Origin of the sequence: Allobacillus saliphilus, assembly GCF_018138385.1 — a bacterium.
Lineage (GTDB): Bacteria > Bacillota > Bacilli > Bacillales > Alkalibacillaceae > Allobacillus > Allobacillus saliphilus.
In genome coordinates, this window is the sequence record NZ_JAGSIE010000001.1 from 1 (window position 1) to 22,770 (window position 22,770).

General features: G+C 36.5%; 16 protein-coding genes. 14 read left to right on the plus strand and 2 right to left on the minus strand.

Features of this window, described 5'->3' with window-relative positions; all coding sequences use genetic code 11:
• Positions 1-706 precede the first annotated feature (706 nt).
• The 3 genes from KC820_RS00005 (at position 707) to KC820_RS00015 (ending at position 7,257) form a co-directional block, all read left to right on the plus strand.
• A complete protein-coding gene (locus tag KC820_RS00005) occupies positions 707-4,081 on the plus strand; it encodes a peptidoglycan-binding protein (protein ID WP_236782440.1) in 3,375 nt (1,124 codons plus the stop codon).
• Between the two features lie 129 nt (positions 4,082-4,210).
• Positions 4,211-5,524, plus strand: a complete 1,314-nt coding sequence (locus tag KC820_RS00010; RefSeq protein ID WP_212366948.1) for a nucleotide sugar dehydrogenase — start codon at positions 4,211-4,213, stop codon at positions 5,522-5,524.
• A 644-nt stretch (positions 5,525-6,168) separates the two neighbouring features.
• On the plus strand, positions 6,169-7,257 hold the full coding sequence (locus tag KC820_RS00015; RefSeq protein WP_212366950.1) for a hypothetical protein: 1,089 nt from the start codon (positions 6,169-6,171) through the stop codon (positions 7,255-7,257).
• 252 nt (positions 7,258-7,509) lie between these two features.
• On the opposite strand, the gene KC820_RS00020 is transcribed toward KC820_RS00015, so the two are convergent.
• On the minus strand, positions 7,510-8,523 hold the full coding sequence (locus KC820_RS00020) for an LCP family protein (RefSeq protein ID WP_212366951.1): 1,014 nt from the start codon (positions 8,521-8,523) through the stop codon (positions 7,510-7,512).
• 165 nt (positions 8,524-8,688) lie between these two features.
• On the opposite strand from KC820_RS00020, the gene KC820_RS00025 reads away from it, so the two are divergent.
• From KC820_RS00025 to KC820_RS00075, 11 genes are all read left to right on the plus strand, one after another.
• Positions 8,689-9,756, plus strand: a complete 1,068-nt coding sequence (locus KC820_RS00025; RefSeq protein WP_212366952.1) for a glycosyltransferase family 4 protein — start codon at positions 8,689-8,691, stop codon at positions 9,754-9,756.
• Between the two features lie 3 nt (positions 9,757-9,759).
• The gene (locus KC820_RS00030; protein WP_212366953.1) at positions 9,760-11,064 is read left to right on the plus strand and encodes a hypothetical protein; all 1,305 of its coding nucleotides are present in this window, start codon (positions 9,760-9,762) and stop codon (positions 11,062-11,064) included.
• 45 nt (positions 11,065-11,109) lie between these two features.
• Positions 11,110-11,829: a GntR family transcriptional regulator gene (locus KC820_RS00035; protein WP_212366954.1), complete on the plus strand. Its 720-nt coding sequence runs from the start codon at positions 11,110-11,112 to the stop codon at positions 11,827-11,829.
• An 85-nt stretch (positions 11,830-11,914) separates the two neighbouring features.
• Entirely contained in the window at positions 11,915-13,372 is a 1,458-nt protein-coding gene (locus KC820_RS00040) for an APC family permease (protein WP_212366955.1), read from the plus strand.
• A gap of 284 nt (positions 13,373-13,656) precedes the next feature.
• Complete coding sequence (locus KC820_RS00045; protein ID WP_212366957.1) at positions 13,657-15,276, plus strand: ABC transporter substrate-binding protein; 1,620 nt, start codon at positions 13,657-13,659, stop codon at positions 15,274-15,276.
• A gap of 90 nt (positions 15,277-15,366) precedes the next feature.
• Positions 15,367-16,323 (plus strand): ABC transporter permease, encoded by a 957-nt coding sequence (locus KC820_RS00050; RefSeq protein ID WP_212366959.1) that lies wholly within the window; start codon positions 15,367-15,369, stop codon positions 16,321-16,323.
• A 2-nt stretch (positions 16,324-16,325) separates the two neighbouring features.
• Complete coding sequence (locus KC820_RS00055; RefSeq protein ID WP_212366960.1) at positions 16,326-17,222, plus strand: ABC transporter permease; 897 nt, start codon at positions 16,326-16,328, stop codon at positions 17,220-17,222.
• A gap of 38 nt (positions 17,223-17,260) precedes the next feature.
• A complete protein-coding gene (locus KC820_RS00060; protein ID WP_212366962.1) occupies positions 17,261-18,295 on the plus strand; it encodes an ABC transporter ATP-binding protein in 1,035 nt (344 codons plus the stop codon).
• Positions 18,261-19,268 (plus strand): ABC transporter ATP-binding protein, encoded by a 1,008-nt coding sequence (locus tag KC820_RS00065; protein ID WP_236782439.1) that lies wholly within the window; start codon positions 18,261-18,263, stop codon positions 19,266-19,268. The genes KC820_RS00060 and KC820_RS00065 overlap by 35 nt, the downstream gene beginning before the upstream one ends.
• 61 nt (positions 19,269-19,329) lie before the next feature.
• Entirely contained in the window at positions 19,330-20,493 is a 1,164-nt protein-coding gene (locus KC820_RS00070; protein ID WP_212366964.1) for a M20 family metallopeptidase, read from the plus strand.
• A gap of 245 nt (positions 20,494-20,738) precedes the next feature.
• Positions 20,739-21,911: a nucleotide sugar dehydrogenase gene (locus tag KC820_RS00075; RefSeq protein WP_212366965.1), complete on the plus strand. Its 1,173-nt coding sequence runs from the start codon at positions 20,739-20,741 to the stop codon at positions 21,909-21,911.
• 56 nt (positions 21,912-21,967) lie between these two features.
• Here KC820_RS00075 and KC820_RS00080 read toward each other — a convergent pair whose 3' ends face one another.
• On the minus strand, positions 21,968-22,732 hold the full coding sequence (locus KC820_RS00080) for a tyrosine-protein phosphatase (RefSeq protein ID WP_212366968.1): 765 nt from the start codon (positions 22,730-22,732) through the stop codon (positions 21,968-21,970).
• Positions 22,733-22,770 lie beyond the last annotated feature (38 nt).

Consider the following 22,770-nt stretch of genomic DNA (forward strand, 5'->3'; position numbering starts at 1 on the left):
TTTATGCCTAAAAAATTATTGCAACGTTGTGTACTTTTCCGTTGCAAAACTATGTATTTTTATTTTGCACTACACAGGTAAAAAGCGAATTAAATATGACATTGTTGGTTGTTTTATAATTATTATATTTGTTAAAAGGTTTTATCTATACAATTATCCTAGAAAATGTATAACCATCATTATGATGAGCTCTTAATTTTGGGCTTATTCTCTTTTGTGCCGGCTTTTTTCTTTTTCTACATTGCCGAGAGTGATATCAGTATTTTGAATATTGCTCCATTTATTTTTCATACTAGTAAGGATGCGTAGCTTAGAGTGCTACTCCTCTATACGTGTTGGGTGTTTAAAATCTCTGAAATTCTATTAAACTATTTTGATTTCGATGATATAATAGGAAAGTAATGAAAAAATTACCAAACTATTTGAAAAATATAATAGGAAGAGGAAAACCAGAGCAGGAGGGAATAAATTTAAATATAACTCATCATTTATATAGAGAATTCTGTTTTAAACTATTTTATTTATGGATTAACAAATAATAGAAATTACTTAACGAAGAATTTAATGTTACCATACGTAAAATCGAAATTTAATAGAAAGACAAATAGAGTGTGAGCTAGCGTAACCGTTCCTATAAAATTCTTATAGAAAGAAAGCTGCAAAACAATAAAAAGAGCATTTGAAGTTATTGGAGAGTTGTTCTGTGATGAAGTATAAAAATATTAAAATCAAATTTTTTTACATAACTATTTTCTTAATCCTTTTTTCTAATAATCTTATTTTTGCCGAGACTGAGGGTGAACCGGCAAATGATGAGTCGAAAATAACTCATGAATTAAAGAACGAAGAAGAAAAAGAGAAAATTAAAAATTTATATGAAGCTAATATCATTGGTAAAAAAAATATTTCAAAAGAAAATACTATTAATTCAGATTCTAATGAAAAAAGAGAGGATAAAAATCTTGAAAAGGTAGAAGCTAAAAAAAGTGAAGCTAAAAATCTTAACAACCAACATGAAAATACGAATAAGAGTGAGTTACATAATGATCCAGAAAAGAAACTAGCGGTTAAAACGATAGAAGATGATAAAACTGAATCACGTACAGAAAGTACGCCGGAGGGACCAATCGAAAAAGGTGAAAAAACCTCGAGATTATCAATATTAAAAGAGAATCTAGTGACACTAGGCTTTGCGGATTGGAGTTCACCAACTAACTATTTTGGTCCCCAAACAGAATCAGCCGTTGAAGAATTCCAAGCGTACTATGGTTTAACAGTAACAGGAACCGGTAATGAACAGACCTTACGTAAGATTACTGAGTTGTTAGGCAGTATGATTCAACGAGGTGATCGAACAGATGTCGCTTTAGCGTTGAAACAAGATTTAGATGCATTGGGTTATGCGAGTTGGGATTCACCGACTAATTTCTTTGGCTCTCAAACTGAGAGTGCAGTTAAAGACTTTCAGAAAGACCATGACTTAAAAGCAACAGGCATTGCCGAACAGAAGACTTTAAAGAAAATACAAGAAGAGATGGAACGTCCGGTTCAATCTGGTGATCGAACACCAAGAGCACAAGAGTTAAAAGAGAATCTAGTGAGACTAGGCTTTGCGGATTGGAGTTCACCAACTAACTATTTTGGTCCCCAAACAGAATCAGCCGTTGAAGAGTTTCAAGCGTACTATGGTTTAACAGTAACAGGAACCGGTAATGAACAGACTTTACGTAAGATTACTGAGTTGTTAGGCAGTATGATTCAACGAGGTGATCGAACAGATGCCGCTTTAGCGTTGAAACAAGATTTAGTTGCGTTGGGTTATGCGAGTTGGGATTCACCCACTAATTTCTTTGGCTCTCAAACTGAGAGTGCAGTTAAAGACTTTCAAGAGGACAATGATTTGAGAGTAACAGGGGTTGTAGAATCAAAGACTTTAGCTAGAATCGAAAAAGTGTTGAATCAACCAATTCTCTTAGGTGACAGAACACCTATGGCATTAAAGTTAAAAGAAGATTTAGTAACATTAGGCTTTGCGAACTGGGATTCACCAACTAACTATTTCGGTTCTCAAACGGAATCAGCTGTAAAAGAATTTCAGGAATATTATGGGTTAACAGTTGATGGAGTTGCAGGAGAGCAAACAAAGAGAAAATTAACTGAGGTATTAGAGACAATAATTAAACGAGGCGACCGATCTGTTGAGGCTTTAAAACTAAAGCAGAATTTAGTTACTTTAGGATATGCGACTTGGAATCCACCCAATAACTACTTTGGTTCCCAGACAGAGAGGGCAATAAAAGAATATCAAAAAGATTTTGGGCTGCGAGCAACAGGTGTAGCAGAAGAGAAAACAATACAATCAGTCAGAGAACAAATGAAAAAAGTATTACAGAAGGGTGCTAGAAATAAAGAATCACGAAAATTGAAACAAAACTTAGTCAAACTTGGTTTTGCGACTTGGAAATCACCCAATAACTACTTTGGTCCACAGACTGAATCTGCAGTTGAAGAATTCCAAGAATATTATAATATTTTTAAAGATGGAATGGCTGGTCCGAAAACCCTCTTAAAAATCAATAAAGTTTTAAGTGATTCAGTCAAGAAAGGTGTACGTTCAGAGAAAGCTTTAGAAATTAAAAAAATGTTAGCTTACTTGAGATATGCTGATTGGAATAATCCTACTAACTACTTTGGAACAGAGAGTGAAAGAGCTCTAAAAAAGTTCCAAGAAGATAATAGATTACCGATTAGCGGAATAGCAGAGCCTAATACTGTTGAATTGCTGATTAAACTATATGAATTAAAATCTGTTAAAAATAAAGAATACGAAGTTACATTTGACAGAATGGTAGACTTACAAATGAAACACGGAAATCCTAAATATGATGGTGCTGGTAAAATTCCAGCTGATGAAGCGAACGTAAGGTACTATATGAACCCTGCTAACTTCCCAGAAGGAACACCAGGTTACCTACAATTCATGTTGTTGGATGAATCGGCGAATGTTTCAGCAAAAGATCTGAATGAAAAGTTTTTAAAAGGAAAAGGGATGCTAGAAAACACTGGTTCTGCATTTGTGGAAGCTGGCAAGCGATATGGATTGAATGAATTTTATCTTATGGAGCATGCACTCCACGAAACAGGAGATGGTGGATCAACACTGGCACTAGGTGTAGGTGTGGATAAAAATGGTAAAATTTTAAGAGATTCTAATGGAAATATCATTCGAAATAAAAGCCACAAGGATGTATATCAAGTAGTTTATAACTTTTATGGCTATGGAGCCCATGATGATAATCCATTAGTTGGTGGGGTAAACTACGGTTTTGAACGTGGTTGGTTTACACCGGCAGCAGCTGTTATAGGAGGAGCGAAAAATATCTCTAATAACTATATTTCTCAAGGTCAAAATACACTATATAAAATGAAATGGGATCCTGACTACGTTGAAGATAAGAACAAGTACGGGAAACAATATGCTACTCATATTATGTGGGCAGTGACACAAGCTCAAAGAATGTTCAATAAATTAGGGGCCGGAGTATTTGATTCTTTAGCAAAATTCGAAGTTCCTACATTCAAGAACCAGCCTAAAGCAGATGCAAATATACCACCAGCTCCTAATCCGGACTTGCCACCTACCATAGTCGTTAATAACTATCCTGCAAATACGATAGGAAAAACAACGGCTAATGTTAATTTCAGAAGAGGACCTAGTACGGGATATGAAAGTATCACGTTAATTAACAAGAATACTGAAGTTAGCTTAATCGGTGACAATGATGGCAATTGGGTAAAAGCTGAGTTAAATGGAATTGAAGGTTGGATTCATCGGGGTTATGTAGAGAGTCTACATCTATATGAAGTATATGCAATCGGAAATGTCAATTACCGGGCAACTCCAGCTGGCGAACGAAAAGGTGCTCTATCGGGTGGAGACCTAGTGGTATTAAGTCTAGATAAAAATAATAATATTGTTTCGAAAAAAGCTAAATTAAATGGAACAGAATATAATTGGATTCGCATTCGGGTAAATGCTAATAATTATTGGATAGCTGATAACTTCCTGAAAAAATATTAAATTGCAGCTTGGAAAGCCACTCTTATCGGAGTGGCTTTCTTTTGCTTCAAACCTCATAACTATACAAAATTACCAAGTACAATGTATAATATAGATTGACATATATCTACTAAATAAAGGAATGAGCTCATGTCTTTATATAAAAAACTAAAAAATAAAGAAGAAAAAATAGCAGTAATCGGCTTAGGATATGTAGGCCTGCCTTTAGCCATAGAATTAGCAAAGCATTATGATGTCATTGGTTTCGATGTAAATGAATCAAAACTTCAAAAATATCGTGATGGAATAGATGTTACAGACGAAGTTGGAGACGAGGGAATCCAGCAAACAACGATGGAATTCACATCGGACGAAAGCAGAATTAAAGAAGCGAAGTTTATTATTGTCTCTGTACCAACACCAATTAACGTAGATAAAACACCTGATTTGTCTCCCGTTACTGGAGCAAGTGAGACAATCGGTCGAAACTTAACGAAGGGCTCCATCGTTGTTTATGAATCGACTGTATACCCGGGCACAACAGAAGAAATCTGTATTCCGATTCTTGAAAAAGAATCAGGACTAACTTATGGAACAGATTTTAAAGCCGGATATTCCCCAGAACGAATCAATCCAGGTGACAAAATCAATACATTAACAAAGATCACCAAGATTGTCTCTGGATCAGATGATGAAGCGTTGAAAGAAGTCTCTGCACTTTACGGTTCAATTATTAATGCCGGTGTTCATGAAGCAGAATCAATCAAAGTTGCTGAAGCTGCAAAAGTAATTGAAAACTCTCAACGAGATATTAATATAGCATTTATGAATGAACTTTCTATGGTATTTAATAAAATGGACATTCCAACGAAACAAGTTTTACGAGCAGCAGGTACGAAATGGAACTTTTTAAAGTTCACACCCGGCTTAGTGGGTGGACATTGTATCGGTGTCGATCCGTATTATTTCACTTACAAAGCGGAACAATTAGGTTATCATTCGCAAATCATCTTAGCTGGACGTAAAATTAATGACGATATGGGTAAGTATGTCGCATCTAATATCATCAAAAAAATGATACATGCAAAACAAGATGTCAGCAAAGCAAAAGTAGCTATTATGGGACTTACATTCAAAGAAGATTGTGGAGATGTCCGCAATACTCGAGTAATCGATATTATTGATGAGTTAAAGGACTATGATATTGATGTAGTCGTTCACGATCCGATGGCAGATAGCGAGGAAGTTAAAAGAGAGTATGGCATTGAACTCGTAGATAAAAGTGAGATTAAAGAAGTCGATGCAATCGTTGTAGCGGTTGGACATCAATTATTCTCAAATTACAATCTCGACAACTTTGATAAACTATACAAAAATCCAAATAAAAAGGTACTAATCGATATAAAAGAAATTCTAGATAGAGATGAAGCAACTAATAGAGGGTATCATTATTGGAGCCTTTAAAGCTCAGATTTGTTAAAGTATACTTTTTGGCACTTATTGTATGTTTAAGGAAATGAGTTTAACGAGGCTTCACAAATTTTCTAATTACCAAAGAAAACTAGAAAATTATTATTTAAAATCTAAGTATAAGCAATGGAGCTTTCAAAATGTTAATTACTCCGTTAAAACGGAGTAATTTTTCATTATTATAAAGATAAAGTTAGATTTTTATATCCTTTAATGCCTTGCTTTCGAATACTGAAGGACGAGAAAGTGGATTTTTGCTTTTGAAAAAGGAACTTACTAAACTGATATTGTTTCAAAAATCTAATCGGATGGTTTTGGGGATAAGTAGCATTCAGCTGAGTTTAAAAGATGACATAAATATTTTGTTTTAAATTATGATATCAATATGGAAGAGTGGTTAGTGGTTGTAGTTTTAGACCATATAGAATTTACTTTAACTTAGTTATAGTTACCGACTCTAACTGAAAATTGATGAAACAGAATAGGATTGTTCGTAAAGAGGTTTTTGAATAAAACAATAAATTCACACTATTATATTGGACATTAAATTACCTTTCATTACTTTTGACATTCCAATTTATCCAATAATATGATAAAATGTAGTTAAAAAGTTACACGGTTTATAAAGGAGGCTAAGCATGAAGGTTGGTTACATGCGAAATACAGAAGAGCCATCGAGACTTGCTGAACTTACGGCAATAGAATGTCATAGAAAAGGAATTGAACTTTTGTACTTACGTCCCAGAGATATAGATACAAAGAATTACGTTGTAAAAGCTAAAACATTCTCAGGAGATAAATGGGAAGATGTTGAAACTGAAATTCCTAAGTTTATTGACGTAAATCCTTACTGTTATAAAAAAGAAAATAGAAGTGTAATGAATTTTTTAAGGGATCATACAATCCTTTCTTATAACCCTCCTGAATATGGAATAAAAAAGCTCAATAAGTATTTACGTAAGGACGCTGAACTTTCCAACCTATTCGCTTCTAAAAATGTAATAAATGGTAGTTTTGATTTTTTTAAAAAATTCATCAATGAAAATAATAGTGTCGCTGTTTTTCTTAAAGGAAAAGAAAAGTCACCTTATATGATTCACAAGAAAGATCACGACGTATATGAAATTGAAAGATTAACGAACTCGACTCACTATAGCGAAGAAGAGTTGAAATTTCTATATGATTCGGTTCTTAGTAAAGAACAATATAAAATGTATAAATACTTTCGCCCTGATGAGCCCGCTTCTTTATTTCGAGTTAATCTTCAAAAGAACAAGGATGGAAAATGGGATTTAGTGAACACTTACGTAATTGAAGAAATCAACGATATACATAACAGTACAAACTTAGATAATGATCCAGAAGAAACAAACTCCCAATTTTCTAATATAATAGATTCAACAGACGTATCTTATCTACTCTCTGACAATGTTGTAGATACATTGTTTATGACAACTAAAAAACTTGAAGAATTAACAAACTCAGATTTTATGATCCTAGGTTTTAATATAGGGGTCACCAACCAAGATGATGTGTATTTGTATAACTTACTATTTGGTCCATCAACCTATTCATTTAGAGAAAGAACAGCCGAATATCGTGCAGGGTACTACAATCATTTGCTACAAAGTAAATTAACTGAAAACAAATTAATTAAAACAGTTAAAAAAAAGAGAAAGTACTCTGGAAGCTTTGTAAGATTAATAAATATGTTTCAAAAGGCTTAACGTCTTTCTATAAATAAACAAAGGGTTAGAGAGTACTCTATTGAGAGTATAAGCATAAGCATTTTTTAGGATTAAGTACTACTATCCAAAACTTAGCGTGAAAATTATTTTAGGGTGTCTGATATGGCTCACACGAGTGATAAATGCATAAGTAACAAAATTAGAAAATGCTTATATTACTGTAGATAAAGAAGAGTTAAATTAGAATGAAATTAATTAAAGCTAACGGTTTTCACCGTTAGCTTTAATTATCTATGATGCCTGATCAACTTCATTAACCGGTGTTTTACTCGTTCCATCAGAGCTTAACTCTAAGTGCTTTTTCAATGCATTCCTAACTTCCTCAACAGACTCCTGTACCGGAATTTCATAACTCCCACCATTAATCCATTGCGGGTTCGTATCATAGCTAATTGATTCCAGATTATCGCTACTAAAACTGCTCATACTCATAAACAAGGATAATCCATCTGACACTTTGACATTCGTGGTAACATTTTCACCAATGACTCTACCGAGATCATCAATTTTAGTAACGTTTCTTAATTTAACAGCTTCATCGACTAGAGACTTGAGCAATTCTTGCTGTCTAGCATTCCGTCCGATATCACCTCTTGGATCCTGCTTTCTCATTCGTACGAAGGCAAGTGCTTCCTCACCGCTTACATGCTGCTCACCTTCTTTAAATTCAACCCACCGTGATCCAGGATGCATCGTTTTTTCTTCAAAATCAAAAGGAACGGTAACCGTCACGCCGCCAACTAAATCAACAATATTAACAAACGCATCGAAATCAATTTCTGCATAATAGTCAATTGGAATATCTAAAAAGTTCTCTACTGTATGAATGGCCATTTCAGTACCACCGAAGGCATAAGCATGGTTGATTTTATCCATCGTGCCCCTCTCGGCGATTTCAACTCGCGTATCTCTAGGGAGACTGACCATTTTCACTGAATTGTCCTTAGGATTGAATGTTAGAACCATCATCGTGTCTGTTCTACCCCGACTATTAGGGTCTTCGTAGTTTTCAACACCCATGACGAGGATTGAGCTAGGATCTTTGCCTAAAGCAACAGATTCTTCACGTAAATCCGACTTCTCACGTCCATCTAAATCATTGTATGATTCACCTGCTGCTTGCATAGATTCATATACATAGTAAATGACTCCACCAAGAGCAATAAATAGAACTATTAATATTATATATAAGCGTTTTCTACTACGCTTTTTCTTGCGTTTTTGTCTTTCCTCTACTCTTCCCATTCTATTCCCCTCTGAATAAAAATTTTAACTCTATCAATTATAGTTTTATTTATCAATCTTTGCAATGGATATATAGAACTTATGGGACTATAATATCTTTTGATTCAAGCGTTCGCTATGCTATGATTAGGTTTATAAATGATGCATAAATCGAGGGGTTAACATATGACTTTCTTTTTTCTTTTTATCGCGTTTACAATCTCCTTATTAGTAGCCTTATTAACCACTCCGTTCGTACGAGTATTAGCTGTTAAATTCAGAATTGTCGATCGTCCGGATAACCGGAAAATTCATACAACGGAAACACCATATTTAGGTGGTGTTGCTATATTCATCGGTGTAATGACTACATACCTTATTTTTTGGCCAGATCATGACCATAAGATTGCTATTATTGTCGGTGGTGTAATTATGCTAGTTACTGGTTTCTTAGATGATAAATTCAATCTAAAGCCAGTCGCAAAATTATTGGGCCAATTTCTTGCAGCAACTGTCATTATCTCATCCGATTTATTAATCGATAAAATAAATATTCCTTTCTTTGGCGAAATATATCTCCAAAATTTAAGTGTAATCGTGACGTTAATTTGGATTATTGCAGTGGCCAATGCGATAAATTTAATTGATGGATTGGATGGATTAGCAGGAGGAGTTACGACAATTGCTTTACTAAGTATTTTCGCGATGGCAATGATGGATCAAAACTATGTTGTCGCATTTTTATGTATTATTGTCATTGGGTCAAATATGGGCTTTTTATACCATAACTTCTATCCTGCAAAAATATATATGGGTGATTCAGGCTCACTCTTCTTAGGATATATGATTGCTGTTATATCGATGCTCGGTCTGTTTAAAAATGTCGCACTTTTTAGCTTTATTATTCCTTTACTAGTTATCGCTGTACCAATTTTAGATACGCTGTTTGCGATTATTCGAAGAGCGAGGAGCGGAGAAAGTGTCATGATTGCAGATCGCAAACACATCCACTATCAATTGCTAGATGCTGGTCTTTCACACCGTGGAGCTGTAATGGTCATTTATGTATTTAGTGCATTATTCGGAATCATAGCTGTTTTATTTAGCTATTCTCCTTTTAATGCCATATTACTTCTGTTGTTTTTCTCTTTTCTTTTAATTCATATCATCGCAGAAATTGTTGGATTAGTCATGGGTGGGAAGAAGCCGGTTTTGAACTTTTTGAAGAAGCTAATCTTCAGGAAGGAGAAATAATCATTGAATAAGCTTTTTAAATATAAATTTAAATTAACAATGATTTTTATTGTTGTGTTTATTATACTCACCGGTCCAACGCTGACCTTTTTATCGTTAAGATATGGCGAAATGAATACAATTGATTTCATGGTTTCAATTACATCAATCTCCATCGCATTTATAGCATTGATTGTTGCTTTGAGTACTTATTTTTCAATTGATAGTGTGAATAACATCACGAAAATGGAAGGGAATATTTTAGAGAACGATGATTATTCTACTTCGATTGCAGAAATTGCCCGTAAGTATGACCAAAACACTGCCGACGAAACAGCGGAAGCGGTCTTTAACGACTTAGAGAATCGATTTTCAAAAAGAAATTCGAATACAGCGGTGAAATTAGCGAATAATCTACAGGCTTTTATTGATATCATTGTCGTTTTTCCCTCTCTATTTGACACGAAAAATAAAAAACACGAAAGCAATATGGAACGAATGCAGTCGTTGTTGAATCAAATTGATAAAAGAATTAATAGTATCCTCACCGTTAGTGTTGGAAATCTCACTCTAATCGAAGAGACACAAAAATTAATTAAGGCTATTATTTATTATCAAAAGCTAGCTACTACGCATAACTTGAGACCAGTTGCAGAATTGTTAGAAGTGAAAGGGTCAATTATTAAGAACTCCGTCACGCGTACGGTCTATTATAATTACGTAGGACTTTTTAGCTTGAAAAAAGTGTTTCAAGAAGTGCAGAATCAGTTAAACGTACATGACGTAAATGAGATTGAAACCATTGAATATATCATCGAAAACAAGTCTACACTTTCAAGGAAAAGTTTAGAGATCATATCTATTTATTTACAAGAAGCTGAGTCATCATTTGAACGTGCGAATGAAAATTCGTTAAATGATTTTATGTGGCAGTCATTCATTAAATACAACCAAGCCCGTGTATACTTTTGGAAGCAACATCTCTTAAATTCTGAGCCAGAGGAAACGTGGAAGGAATATATGAATGAGGCAATCTATGCACGTAAACGATTATCGTTATTTATTGACGATGTTGTAGATGGAAAAGATACACATCTCAAAAACCACTTTCTTTACCAAGAATACATTGCCAGCCTAGTTAACTTTAATTATGCAATCGCAACCCAACAGGATATTACGAATCCACATCATACTTATTCTTATCCTTCCTACATAGGTTTAAGCAATCACCCTTATGTTCGTGAAGATTTCACAATGCCATTTAGTAGGATTGCTCGTTATCAAGAGAGGATACGAGAAAGAGCGAACTCAGTTCTAGTTGAAAATTAATTCTATCCAGATTCAAAGTAGTAAGTTTTTGATCGAGGTGAAATGATGCCATTAGATTATATCGATTCCACACCTTTATATATTCAGTTAGCCAAAGAAATTGAGAAGAAGGTTCATGAAGGTATCTATACAGATCAAATCCCTAGTGAACGAGAACTAATGGATGAGTATCGAATAAGTCGGAGTACAGTTAGACAATGTATCGAAAAGTTAGTTAGAGATGGTGTACTTGAAAAGAGGCGTGGGAAAGGAACATTTATTGCGCCTAAACCGATTACTGATTGGTTAGGGAGTTTAAAAAGTACAAATGAGACGATTGAATCGATGGGACTTCATCCTGGAGCTAAATTGACTGAGGCGAAAATTATACAAGTTGATGAACATTTAAAAAAGTTAACTGGACTAGAAGAAGCTTATTATTTTTCCCGTATTCGTTATGCGAATCAGACTCCAATCGGGATCGAAGAGCATTATTTCCCGGTATCTTTGGGTAAAAGGCTCGCACAGTATGATCTGAACCGAGAAGCTTTCTACAATTTAGTAGAAAAAGAGTTGAACTTACAAACTTTTGAAGCAAGCCAAAAAATCAGTGCTGAAATGATAACAAGGAAACAAGCCAAACTGTTGGAAACATCTATGAAACTCTGTATGTTGAAAACGGAAAGACTAGTGAAAGATGTAGAAGGAAATTTTGTTGAATACGAACAAGCCTTTTATCGTGGAGACCTTTACTCCTTTCAGTTGAATTTAGCAAGAAAAAACTAGTTACACTGGTACGGACGTCCTTACCTTATTGCTTTTTGTTTTAAATGGAATTTAAAATAAAAGGAAGCAAAAAGGAGGACTTTTCGTGGAAAATAGACAAACATTAACAAAAACATTAAAAGCCCATTGGGTATGGGCAATCGCTCTTGGGTCTTCTATCGGTTGGGGAGCTTTCGTTCAACCAACGAATTGGATGGCTGATGCAGGACCGCTCGGTGTCATGATCGGTTTTGCAATCGGTGGAGCACTCATGCTCGTTATCGCTGTAAGCTATGGTTTTTTAGTGAAAAGCTTTCCTGTAACTGGTGGGGAGTTTGCATATGCCTTTGTAAGTTTAGGAAGGACACACGCATTTATTAGTGGCTGGTTTTTAACATTAGGATATATTTGTATTGTCGCGTTAAATGCTTCTGCCTTCGCATTAATGTTCAAGTTTGTGTTTCCTGCATTCATTGAAAACATCTATTTATACGATATGGCCGGTTGGCAAGTGTACGGTGTTGAAATATTTATTGCATCGGCAGCGCTCTTGATCTTTGGATTGATGAACATACGAGGTGCGAAGTTTTCGGGACGCATGCAATTTATCTTTTGCTCAATCATGGTTTTAGGTGTTGTCTTACTGACTCTTTTAGTAGGAGTACAGCCTGAAGCTGGATTATCGAATGTTCAACCTAGTTTCCCAACAGATACAACAGCATTTGCCGCGATAATTGTTATTGTAGCAATGGCACCTTGGGCGTTTGTTGGGTTCGATAATATCCCACAGGCTGCTGAAGAGTTTAATTTTTCATCAAAAAAAGCTTACTCGCTGATTGTTCTAGCTATTATTTTTGCCGTTGTGTTGTATTGTTTAATGACGTTGGCGACAGCGATGGCGGCTCCTTGGGAGAATATCGTGGCAGGAAATCCGCTTTGGGGCACAGGAACCGTTATTCAAGATACATTAGGAATAGTAGGACTATCAATCCTAGTCATTGCTTTAACAATGGGTATATTTACAGGACTCAATGGTTTTACAATTTCATCAAGTCGTCTATTATTCGCGATGTCACGTGCCAAAATCATCCCAAGTCAATTTTCAAAGTTACATCCTAAATATAACACGCCACATTTTAGTATTATCTTCACAGTAATCATCGCCATGATTGCCCCTTGGTTCGGGAGAGAAGCTCTGTTATGGGTCGTAGACATGTCGTCCATTGGGGTAACGATTGCCTACTTCTATACGTGCTATACAGCTTTTTATCTATATAAATGGTCGGACAAAAATGATTACGACAAAACAAAGTTTGTTGTTGGACCAGGAAAGAAAGTTATCGCCATTCTAGGCATGATCATTAGTTTAGTATTTTTATCTCTCTTATTGATTCCAGGTTCGCCTGCGTTTTTAGGCATCGAATCGAGAATTGCTCTTGTTATATGGATCATTCTGGGGATTGCCATATACTTAGCGAAGCGTAAAAGTATTAATGAGATGAGTGAGAAAGAAATGAATTATCTCATTGTTGGTGAGGATGAAATAAAGTTGAAGAATCAATAAGGTGAGATTAAAAAAGGTTAACATTCGTTCAAGAAGCATGTCACTGAAGAGTTTGAACAGTGCCATGCTTTTTGTTTTGAGTAAGAGTATAATTTTCAATACAATTCTAATTTCCTAAAATTTTTAGTTAATTTTCTTCAAGTTTATGATACAATATAAATCAAACGTCTTAATTCAGAAGATTAAGTCGATTATTGATAACGCTTTCATTTAGCGCTCAGTTTCTATGTATTTATAAGATTCAATGTCATCACTAACAAATGATAAATAGGGGGAAATCGATCATGTCATTTAAGAGAATTTTATTGATGTTATTGTTTGTATCTGTGATTGCTTTGGTAGCGTGTCAAGGAGACGATGATACGGACGTAGAAGCAGATACAGAATCCAGTGGAGAAGAGTCATCTGGTAGCTCGGATAGTGAAACAAGTGAAAGTGACGGAGGGAGCACGGAGTTAACATTAGCTTATGATACCATTCCACCTTCGTTAGACCCACATATGTCAACAGCTACAGGAACAACTGACTTTGCCTTGCAAATTTACGAAACATTATTTTCAATCGACTCAGATTATGTAGCTCAACCGATGCTTGCAGCGTCATCCGAGATGAGTGACGATAACCAAACACTCACAATCGAATTAAGAGAAGGTGTCATGTTTCATAATGGCGAGGAGATGACAGCTGAAGACGTCGTTGCTTCAATGAATCGTTGGAAAGAAATTTCTACGAAAGGTCAAGCTAATCTAAGTGATGCAACGTTTGAAGCGAATGGAGACTATGAAGTTGTACTAAAAATGAATAAACCTGAACCTTTAATCGTCAATATATTAGCACATCCAGAACAAGCGCCAGCAATCATGCCTAAGGAAGTGATTGATAATGCAACGGCTGAAGGTGTGTCTGAGTATGTGGGAACTGGACCTTTCAAGGTTGAAGAATATGTCGATACGCAATCACTCCATTTAAAGAAGTTTGAAGACTACAGTGCACTAGATTCAGAATCTGATGGATTGGTTGGTAATAAGACAGCTAAAGTAGATGAAATCCTTATTGATATTGTGACAGACGAAACCATTCGTTTTTCAGGATTACAAACAGGTGAATATGATATCGCTACTCGCCTATCCTATGACAATGTTGATCAATTGCAGAGTGAAGAAGGTTTAAAGGAATTCGCTGAAGCATTTGGTTTCCAAGGAATGTTCTTTAACAAAGCAAATGGATTCTTCACTGATAACAAAGCACGTAAAGCAGTGAACGCAGCTTTGAATATGGATGATATTCTAACAGCTGCTTATGTTAGTCCAGATTACTATAGTGCTGATAACTCATTGGTCAATAGTGATCAAGCGCTTTGGCATAGTGACGCAGGAAGTGACCAATATAATCAGGATAATCCTGAGAAAGCAAAAGAATTACTTGATGAAGCCGGTTACGGTGGTGAGGAGATTGTCATCTTAGCGACAAGAGAGTATCCGACACACTATCAAGCAGCAATAGTCATTCAAAGTCAATTAGAAGATTTGGGTATGAATGTTAGTTTAGAAGTTTATGACTGGGCAACGCTTTTAGAACATCGTGAAAACCCTGAATCATGGGATATCTTTGTATCTGGATTTAACTTTGATCCAGATCCTGCCAATGCCGTATATCTACATTCAGAGAATGAATATGCAGGGTGGAATGAAAGTGATGAAATTGATCGCTTAGTAGAAGAAATCAACCAAAGTGAGAGTCAAGATGAAGCTACAGAGCTATTTCACGAATTACAGGAAGAAGTGTGGGATTACCTTCCGTTCATACTATTCGGTCACCATAAGCCACTACATGGACTACAAAGCAATGTAGAAGGGTTTGATATCAACTTCTCCATGGTGCTATGGAACTTAGAAAAGAAATAATTTATAGGAAAATAGAAAAAATGCTCTGTTTTCAGGGCATTTTTTCTTCATCATGCTAATTCTAAAAGACAGCAAAGTGAGGTAGAGATCTTGATCGGATATATTACAAAACGTATTTTATCGTTGGTTCCAGTTATGTTTGTCGTAGCGATAGTCGTGTTTTTCATTGTTCATTTATCGCCGGGTGAACCTGCTTCAGTTATTTTAGGACCGAATGCAAGTCAAAGTGAAGTAGAAGCATTGCGGGCTGAATTGGGACATGATGACCCTGTACCCGTTCAGTTTTTTAATTGGTTAGGAGATGCAGTAACAGGTGATTTAGGTGAGTCTATTTATGCAAATGCTCCTGTTACAGAGGTTTTTGGGCAATACTTCATTCCTACTCTTTCATTAACGATTTTTGCTCAAATATTAGCGGTTGTTTTCGCAATTCCAGTTGGAATTATTGCAGCGATACGAAAAGGTACGGCTGTTGACCAATCATTAATGGGATTTTCATTGCTCGGAATCTCTATTCCTAGTTTTTTATTAGGATTGTTTTTAATCTTATTATTTTCGGTTAATTTAGAATGGTTCCCTGTGGCTGGCTTCGTTCCTTTATCTGAAGGTATTTGGCCGCATATTCGCTCGCTTATTTTACCAGCGATTGCTTTAAGTCTCGCACAAGCAGCACTTCTTGTTCGTATGACACGCTCTTCAATGCTGGATATTCTTGATAATGAGTATATTAAAGCTGCTCGATCAAAAGGTTTGAAAGAGCGAGTTGTCATTTACAAACATGCACTTCGAAATGCGTTTGTAACCATTCTTGAAGTCATTGGACAAACGTTTTCTACGTTAATAGCTGGAGCGGTCGTTATTGAGTTTGTGTTTAATATACCTGGGATTGGCCAATTAATTGTTAACTCAGTCGAGCGTAGGGACTTCCCTGTAATACAAGGAACCATTTTACTGATCGCGTTACTTTATGTGTTTATCAACCTAGCAATCGATCTATTATATGGAGTGGTTGATCCACGAGTTCGCTTCGGGAAGAAGGGGGATTAATCATGGAAGCAGCTATTGAAAAAACAAATAAGGCACAGTTACAAAAAGAAATGAAAAAGCAACAACGTAAGTTAATGCTAAAACGTTTACTTAGAAGTCGAATGGCCTTAACAGGATTCATTATATTAATTGTTGCAACCATTATTACGTTTGCGGCTCCGTTAATCACTAGCCATGATCCTTTGCAAGTGGATCCAGTCAATCGTCTGCAAGCCCCGAGTGCGGATCATTATTTTGGAACGGATGATGTCGGAAGAGATGTGTTTAGTCGCGTTGTTTATGGCATTCAAGAATCAATGTTTGTCGGATTAGCTGTTGCATTTGTAACTGCGATCTTGGGAATCATTTTTGGCCTATATTCAGCTTATTATAATACGTTAGACCATATTATCATGCGGATTAATGATGGTTTGATGGCTTTTCCTAGTATTCTATTGGCCATTGCAATTATGGCAGCATTAGGACCGAAAACAGTGAATGTCATTATCGCATTGAGTGTTGTATATACTCCATTGATTGCTCGTGTTGTTCGCTCATCTGCTCTGGTTATTAAAGAGCAAACGTACATAGAAGCGATGAAATCAATGGGTGGAAGTTCCAACAGAATCATCTGGCGACACATCGCTCCAAATACGTTATCACCTCTGTTGGTTCAAGCAACATTTGTCTTCGCGATGGCCATCATTAATGAGGCGATGCTCAGCTTTTTGGGTGCCGGAATTCCAGCTCCAGAACCAAGCTTAGGAAATATTTTATATGATGGTAAAAACGTCATTACGAAAGCTTGGTGGATGACCTTGTTTCCAGGCTTAGCCGTTATTTTAATTACATTAGGGTTGAATATGTTCGGTGACGGAATGCGAGATATTTTAGACCCACATTCAAATAAATCGAACTAACAACTCAAGCGATCGAACTTACTAGGGAGGTAGAAACAGTGTCAGAACATCTATTGGAAGTTAACCAGTTAAAAACCCACTTTAAGACAGAAACGGGACAGGTGACTGCTGTTGACGGAATCTCCTTTCATATCGATGAGGGAGAAACACTAGGAGTCGTCGGCGAATCTGGCTGTGGAAAGAGCGTCACTTCAGAATCAATCCTTAGGCTTTTGAATGAAAGAAAAGGAAACACCACATATGAAGGAGAGATTAATTATAGAGGGAAAGATCTTTTGAACGTCTCCATGAAAGAAATGAGGAAAATTCGTGGAAATGAAATATCTATGATTTTCCAGGATGCAATGAGTTCATTAAATCCAGTCTATACAGTTGGTAACCAAATCATGGAGACGATTATATTACACCAAAATCTTTCTAAGAAAGAAGCGGAACAAAAGGCAATCGACATGTTAGCGTTAACGGGTATCCCTTCACCAGAAAAACGAATCCATGAATATCCTCATGAATTATCTGGTGGAATGAAACAAAGAGTGATGATTGCACAAGCGCTCTCATGCCGACCCAACTTATTAATAGCCGACGAACCAACAACCGCGCTAGATGTAACCATTCAATCACAAATTCTTGATTTAATGGAAGACTTAAAAAAAGAATACGACATGGGCATTATGTTCATCACCCATGACTTAGGTGTAGTAGCTGAAATTTGTACACGAGTTATTGTGATGTATTTAGGACAAATTGTCGAAGAAGCAACTGTTAAAGATTTATTTGACCAACCACTTCACCCTTATACGAAGGGACTGATCAAATCGATACCACAATTGGACGGAGAGCGTAAAAAGGATTTGTTTGTCATCAAAGGGAAAGTACCCACGCTTAATGATGTGCCAAAAGGCTGCAGATTTGCTTCAAGATGCAGTTTTTCTACTGACAAATGTGTGGAAGAGGAACCTCCGACATTTGAGCACACACCCGAGCATAAAGTAAAGTGCTGGCATTACAAAGAGATCTTAGAAAAGGAGGGAGCGGATTTTGGAAAAGAAAGAACCACTACTGCAAGTCACTAATTTAAAGAAACACTTTCCTATAAAGAACTCCTTTGGCTTTACGAAGAATCATGTAAAAGCAGTCGATGGAATTTCGTTTGAATTGTATGAGGGAGAAACGTTCTGTTTAGTTGGTGAATCGGGTTGTGGTAAAAGTACTGCGGGTCGAACAATTTTGCGACTTACAGAACCAACGGAAGGCGAAGTAATTTATGAAGGAAAGAATATAGTCGACTATAATCCAAAAGAAATGCTTAATATCCGAAAAAAGATGCAAATGATGTTTCAAGATCCTTTTTCATCCTTGAATCCAAGAAAAAGAATTGGAACAATCTTAGAAGAGCCACTTGATATTCATGGGATCGGTAAACCAAAAGAACGCACAGATATCGTGATGGATTTGTTAAATCGACTAGGATTCCAAGCGGATCAGTATTATCGATATCCATATGAGTTTTCAGGTGGTCAACGACAACGGATTGGTTTAGCGAGAGCCTTAATCATGAACCCTGATTTAATTATATGTGATGAACCTGTTTCCGCTTTGGATGTCTCCATTCAATCACAGATACTTAATTTACTGAGGGAAATACAAGATGAGTTTAATTTAACCTACTTATTCATCTCGCATGACTTAAGTGTTGTCCGTCATATCGGTGATCGAATTGGTGTGATGTACCTAGGGAAAATCGTAGAGACCGGTCCAACTGATCAAATATTCCAAGATCCCAAACATCCTTATACAAAAGCATTGCTATCCGCTATCCCTAGTCCGAATCCACATAGGAAAAGGGAACGGATAGAATTGAACGGTGAGATTCCTTCGCCAATTGACCCTCCAACTGGCTGTGCGTTTCATACAAGATGCCCTTTTGCTATGGATATTTGTAAGAAAGAAACGCCAAAAAATCTAGAAGTGGAATCCGAACAATTTGTAGCTTGTCATTTGTATACAGAAGAGGGTGCTAAGGAAAAGGAAATGACGAATGCATAAAGTGAATTATCAAGCGAACAGGAGCTAATCTTTTTAACCAGAGGAGAGACGCATAATTTCTATGGAAAAAACAATCCGAAACCAAATTGATCATTATATTGATCAAAATAAAGACAAAGCATTAGAATTGTTGCGCCAATTAGTTGAAACAGAAAGCTACACACCCGATCGAGATGGTGTGAATCGAGTGAGTAGTATCATTGAAAAACATTTAAGGGATTCGGCATTTGAAGTAGAGATCCAAAAAAATGAAGCATACGGGAACCATGTTATAGCTACATTGAAAGGAAATAAAAAAGGTAAAATCCTGATGATGGGTCATCAAGACACAGCTCATCCGACAAGAACACTTGAATCATTTCCTCTTGAACAAAAGGGAAATCATTTATATGGTCCAGGTGTTTCTGACATGAAATCTGGACTAGTGGCAATGATTATGGCTGCTAAAGCCATTCAACAGCATGCAACAGATGAAGTACCCGATTTAGAATTACTATTTACTCCCGATGAAGAGGTAGGATCACCTATCTCTGGAAAGGTGATTCAAAATCGGGCAAAGAATGCTTCAGCGGTATTTAATGTGGAAGCAGGCAGACTGGATGGATCTATCGTTACAGCTCGAAAAGGAAGTGCTCATTTACGTATCGATATAGAAGGAAAGGCCGCTCACTCTGGTGCTTTTTACTATGACGGAATCAGTGCAAATGACGAACTAGCTCATAAAATGATAGAAATAAAGAAGTTAGTCGATATTGATAAAGATCTAACTATTAATATAGGTATTGTTCAAGGTGGGAAAAGTAATAATATTATAGCCTCACATGGCTATATGACGATGCACCTTTCATTTTGGAAGAAGGAACACTTTGATACTGTCTACGATGCGATCAAAAAAATCAGTGAAACTTCTTATATCCAAGGTACCGAAAGTAAACTAACCGGCAAAATCGGTATTTTACCAATGGAAGAAAACGAAGGTGTTCGAATGCTTCGTGATATTGTAATCGAGACAGCGGAAGAATTGAAGATGGATGTTAAAACCACCAAGGCTCGAGGAGCAGCCGATGCAGGTTTCGCTACAGCAATTGGAGTTCCTACCATTTGTGGGATGGGTCCACTTGGTGGTAATTGGCATACGAAGGGAGAACATATGATAATGGATTCCTTTATACCACGGACAAAACTATTGACTCATTCTGTGTTAAAGTTTGCTAGTAGCGTTTAAGTAGACTAAAGGTGAAGGTAAGCTAACTTTCAAATACTTATTATTCAAACTGACACGCATGCAATTAACACATTGGCATGTGTGTTTACTTTTAATTATGGACATTGTGAAAATAAAACACTGTATAAACTTGATCAGAATAACTCAGTATCATAATGATATACCGTAGCGATTTTTAAATATAATTTAAAATGCTATGCTATAATATGTTGTAGAAACTTTGCAGAAGAAAAAGGGTGTGCCGAATGAAAATAGCAATTGCTGGAACTGGCTATGTTGGGCTATCTAATGCGGTGTTACTGGCCCAGCACAATGAAGTTATAGCTTTGGATATAGTTAAAGAGAAAGTGGATTTAATTAACAATAAAAAGTCACCGATTGTTGACCAAGAAATAGAGGATTTTTTAGCGACGAAGGATTTGAATTTGAAAGCTACAACAAGTTATGAAGAAGCATTCAAAGATGCAGAATATGTCGTGATATCTACCCCGACAAATTATGATTCCGATTTAAACAACGGTTACTTTGATACAAGTTCAGTCGAGAATGTTATTGAAAATGTATTGAAGGTTAATCCGAGTGCAATGATGATCATCAAATCAACAGTGCCGGTGGGTTATACCAAAGATATTAGAAAAAAATATAACACAGATAATATTATTTTTTCTCCTGAATTTTTGAGGGAAGGTAAGGCTTTGTATGATAACCTTTATCCTTCTCGAATTATTGTAGGGGATCAGTCGGAAGCGGCGAAAACATTTGCCGATTTACTTGTCCAAGGAGCGCTCAAAGATGATATTCCTGTACTCTTTACAGATTCAACAGAAGCAGAAGCGATTAAACTGTTTGCGAATACCTATTTAGCCATGCGTGTATCGTTTTTTAATGAGTTAGACTCGTATGCTGAACTGAAAGGTTTAGATTCAAAACAAATTATTGACGGCGTTGGTCTGGATCCACGCATTGGCGATCATTATAATAACCCTTCATTTGGTTATGGTGGTTATTGTTTGCCAAAGGATACGAAGCAACTCCGTACTAATTTTGCGGGAATACCAAACAATATTGTCTCGGCGATTGTTGATGCAAATGATACACGGAAAGATCATATTGCGAATCAAATTATAAAACGAAGCCCAAAAACCGTCGGAATCTACCGGCTAACGATGAAGTTAGACTCGGATAATTTCAGGCAATCAGCTATCCAGGGAGTTATTGAGCGATTGCAGAATCAAGATATTGAGGTTGTGATTTATGAACCGACCCTGGAAGCTGATCAGTTTAACGGTATGCGAGTGATTGATGAATTTGAATCATTCAAACAAGAGGTTGATGTCATCGTTGCGAATCGTTTAGCGGAAGAGTTGAAGGATGTATCAGACAAAGTTTATACACGAGACGTGTTTAATCGGGATTGACCAATTACAATAAATAAACAGTCCCTCTTTAGCGAACTAAGGAGGGGCTGTTCATTTTAAAACACCCAAAACTTCTTCTTCTTCCTCACTTCCATCGGCGGTTCACCAATCACTGAATCATTCCGGTCGACCATGCGGGCGTTTTCTTTCAACACTTCACTGACTCCAAAGCCGAATTCCTTCTCAATCTCCTTATATGCCTCTTGCATACAAAATCCGCGTGTCGTCGTATTATGTGCGTCGGAGGCAATGAAGTGTGTTAAATTCGATTCGATCAATTGCCTGCTGAACTGTTTAATTTTCTTTCCGAAGTGACCAGCAACACTTGCTGCGGTCACTTGTGTTAATACACCATTCTGTACCAGTTCCAATAATTTATCAGGATTTTGGATAAGATCACTATTCCGTTCCGGATGGACAATAATTGGTTTGTAGCCTGCTGATTGAATGTCGAACAGTACACGTTCTGTATAACGAGGTACATGGTTTGATGGGAATTCGACTAACATATAGTCCGTATTGCCAAGTGGGATGCTTGTTCCTTCTTGCAATCCTTCCAATAAATCACCTTGAATACGTAGTTCTTGTCCAGGTTTCACAACTAAGTCAATTCCCAACCGGGCAAATTCAGCATTCAATTCATCCACTTTCGGTAAAACAACGTCACGTTCATTTTCGTATCGTGTTGTCAAGTGGTGTGGTGTTGCGTAAATCACAGAGATTCCTTCAGCAACTGCCGCTCGCGCCATCGCCACACTATCCTCAATGGTTTGTGCACCGTCATCTACACCGAATAAAATATGACTATGTAAATCAATCATTTGATTTAACCTCCTAAAACAAAGTCTCATAGGGCTTC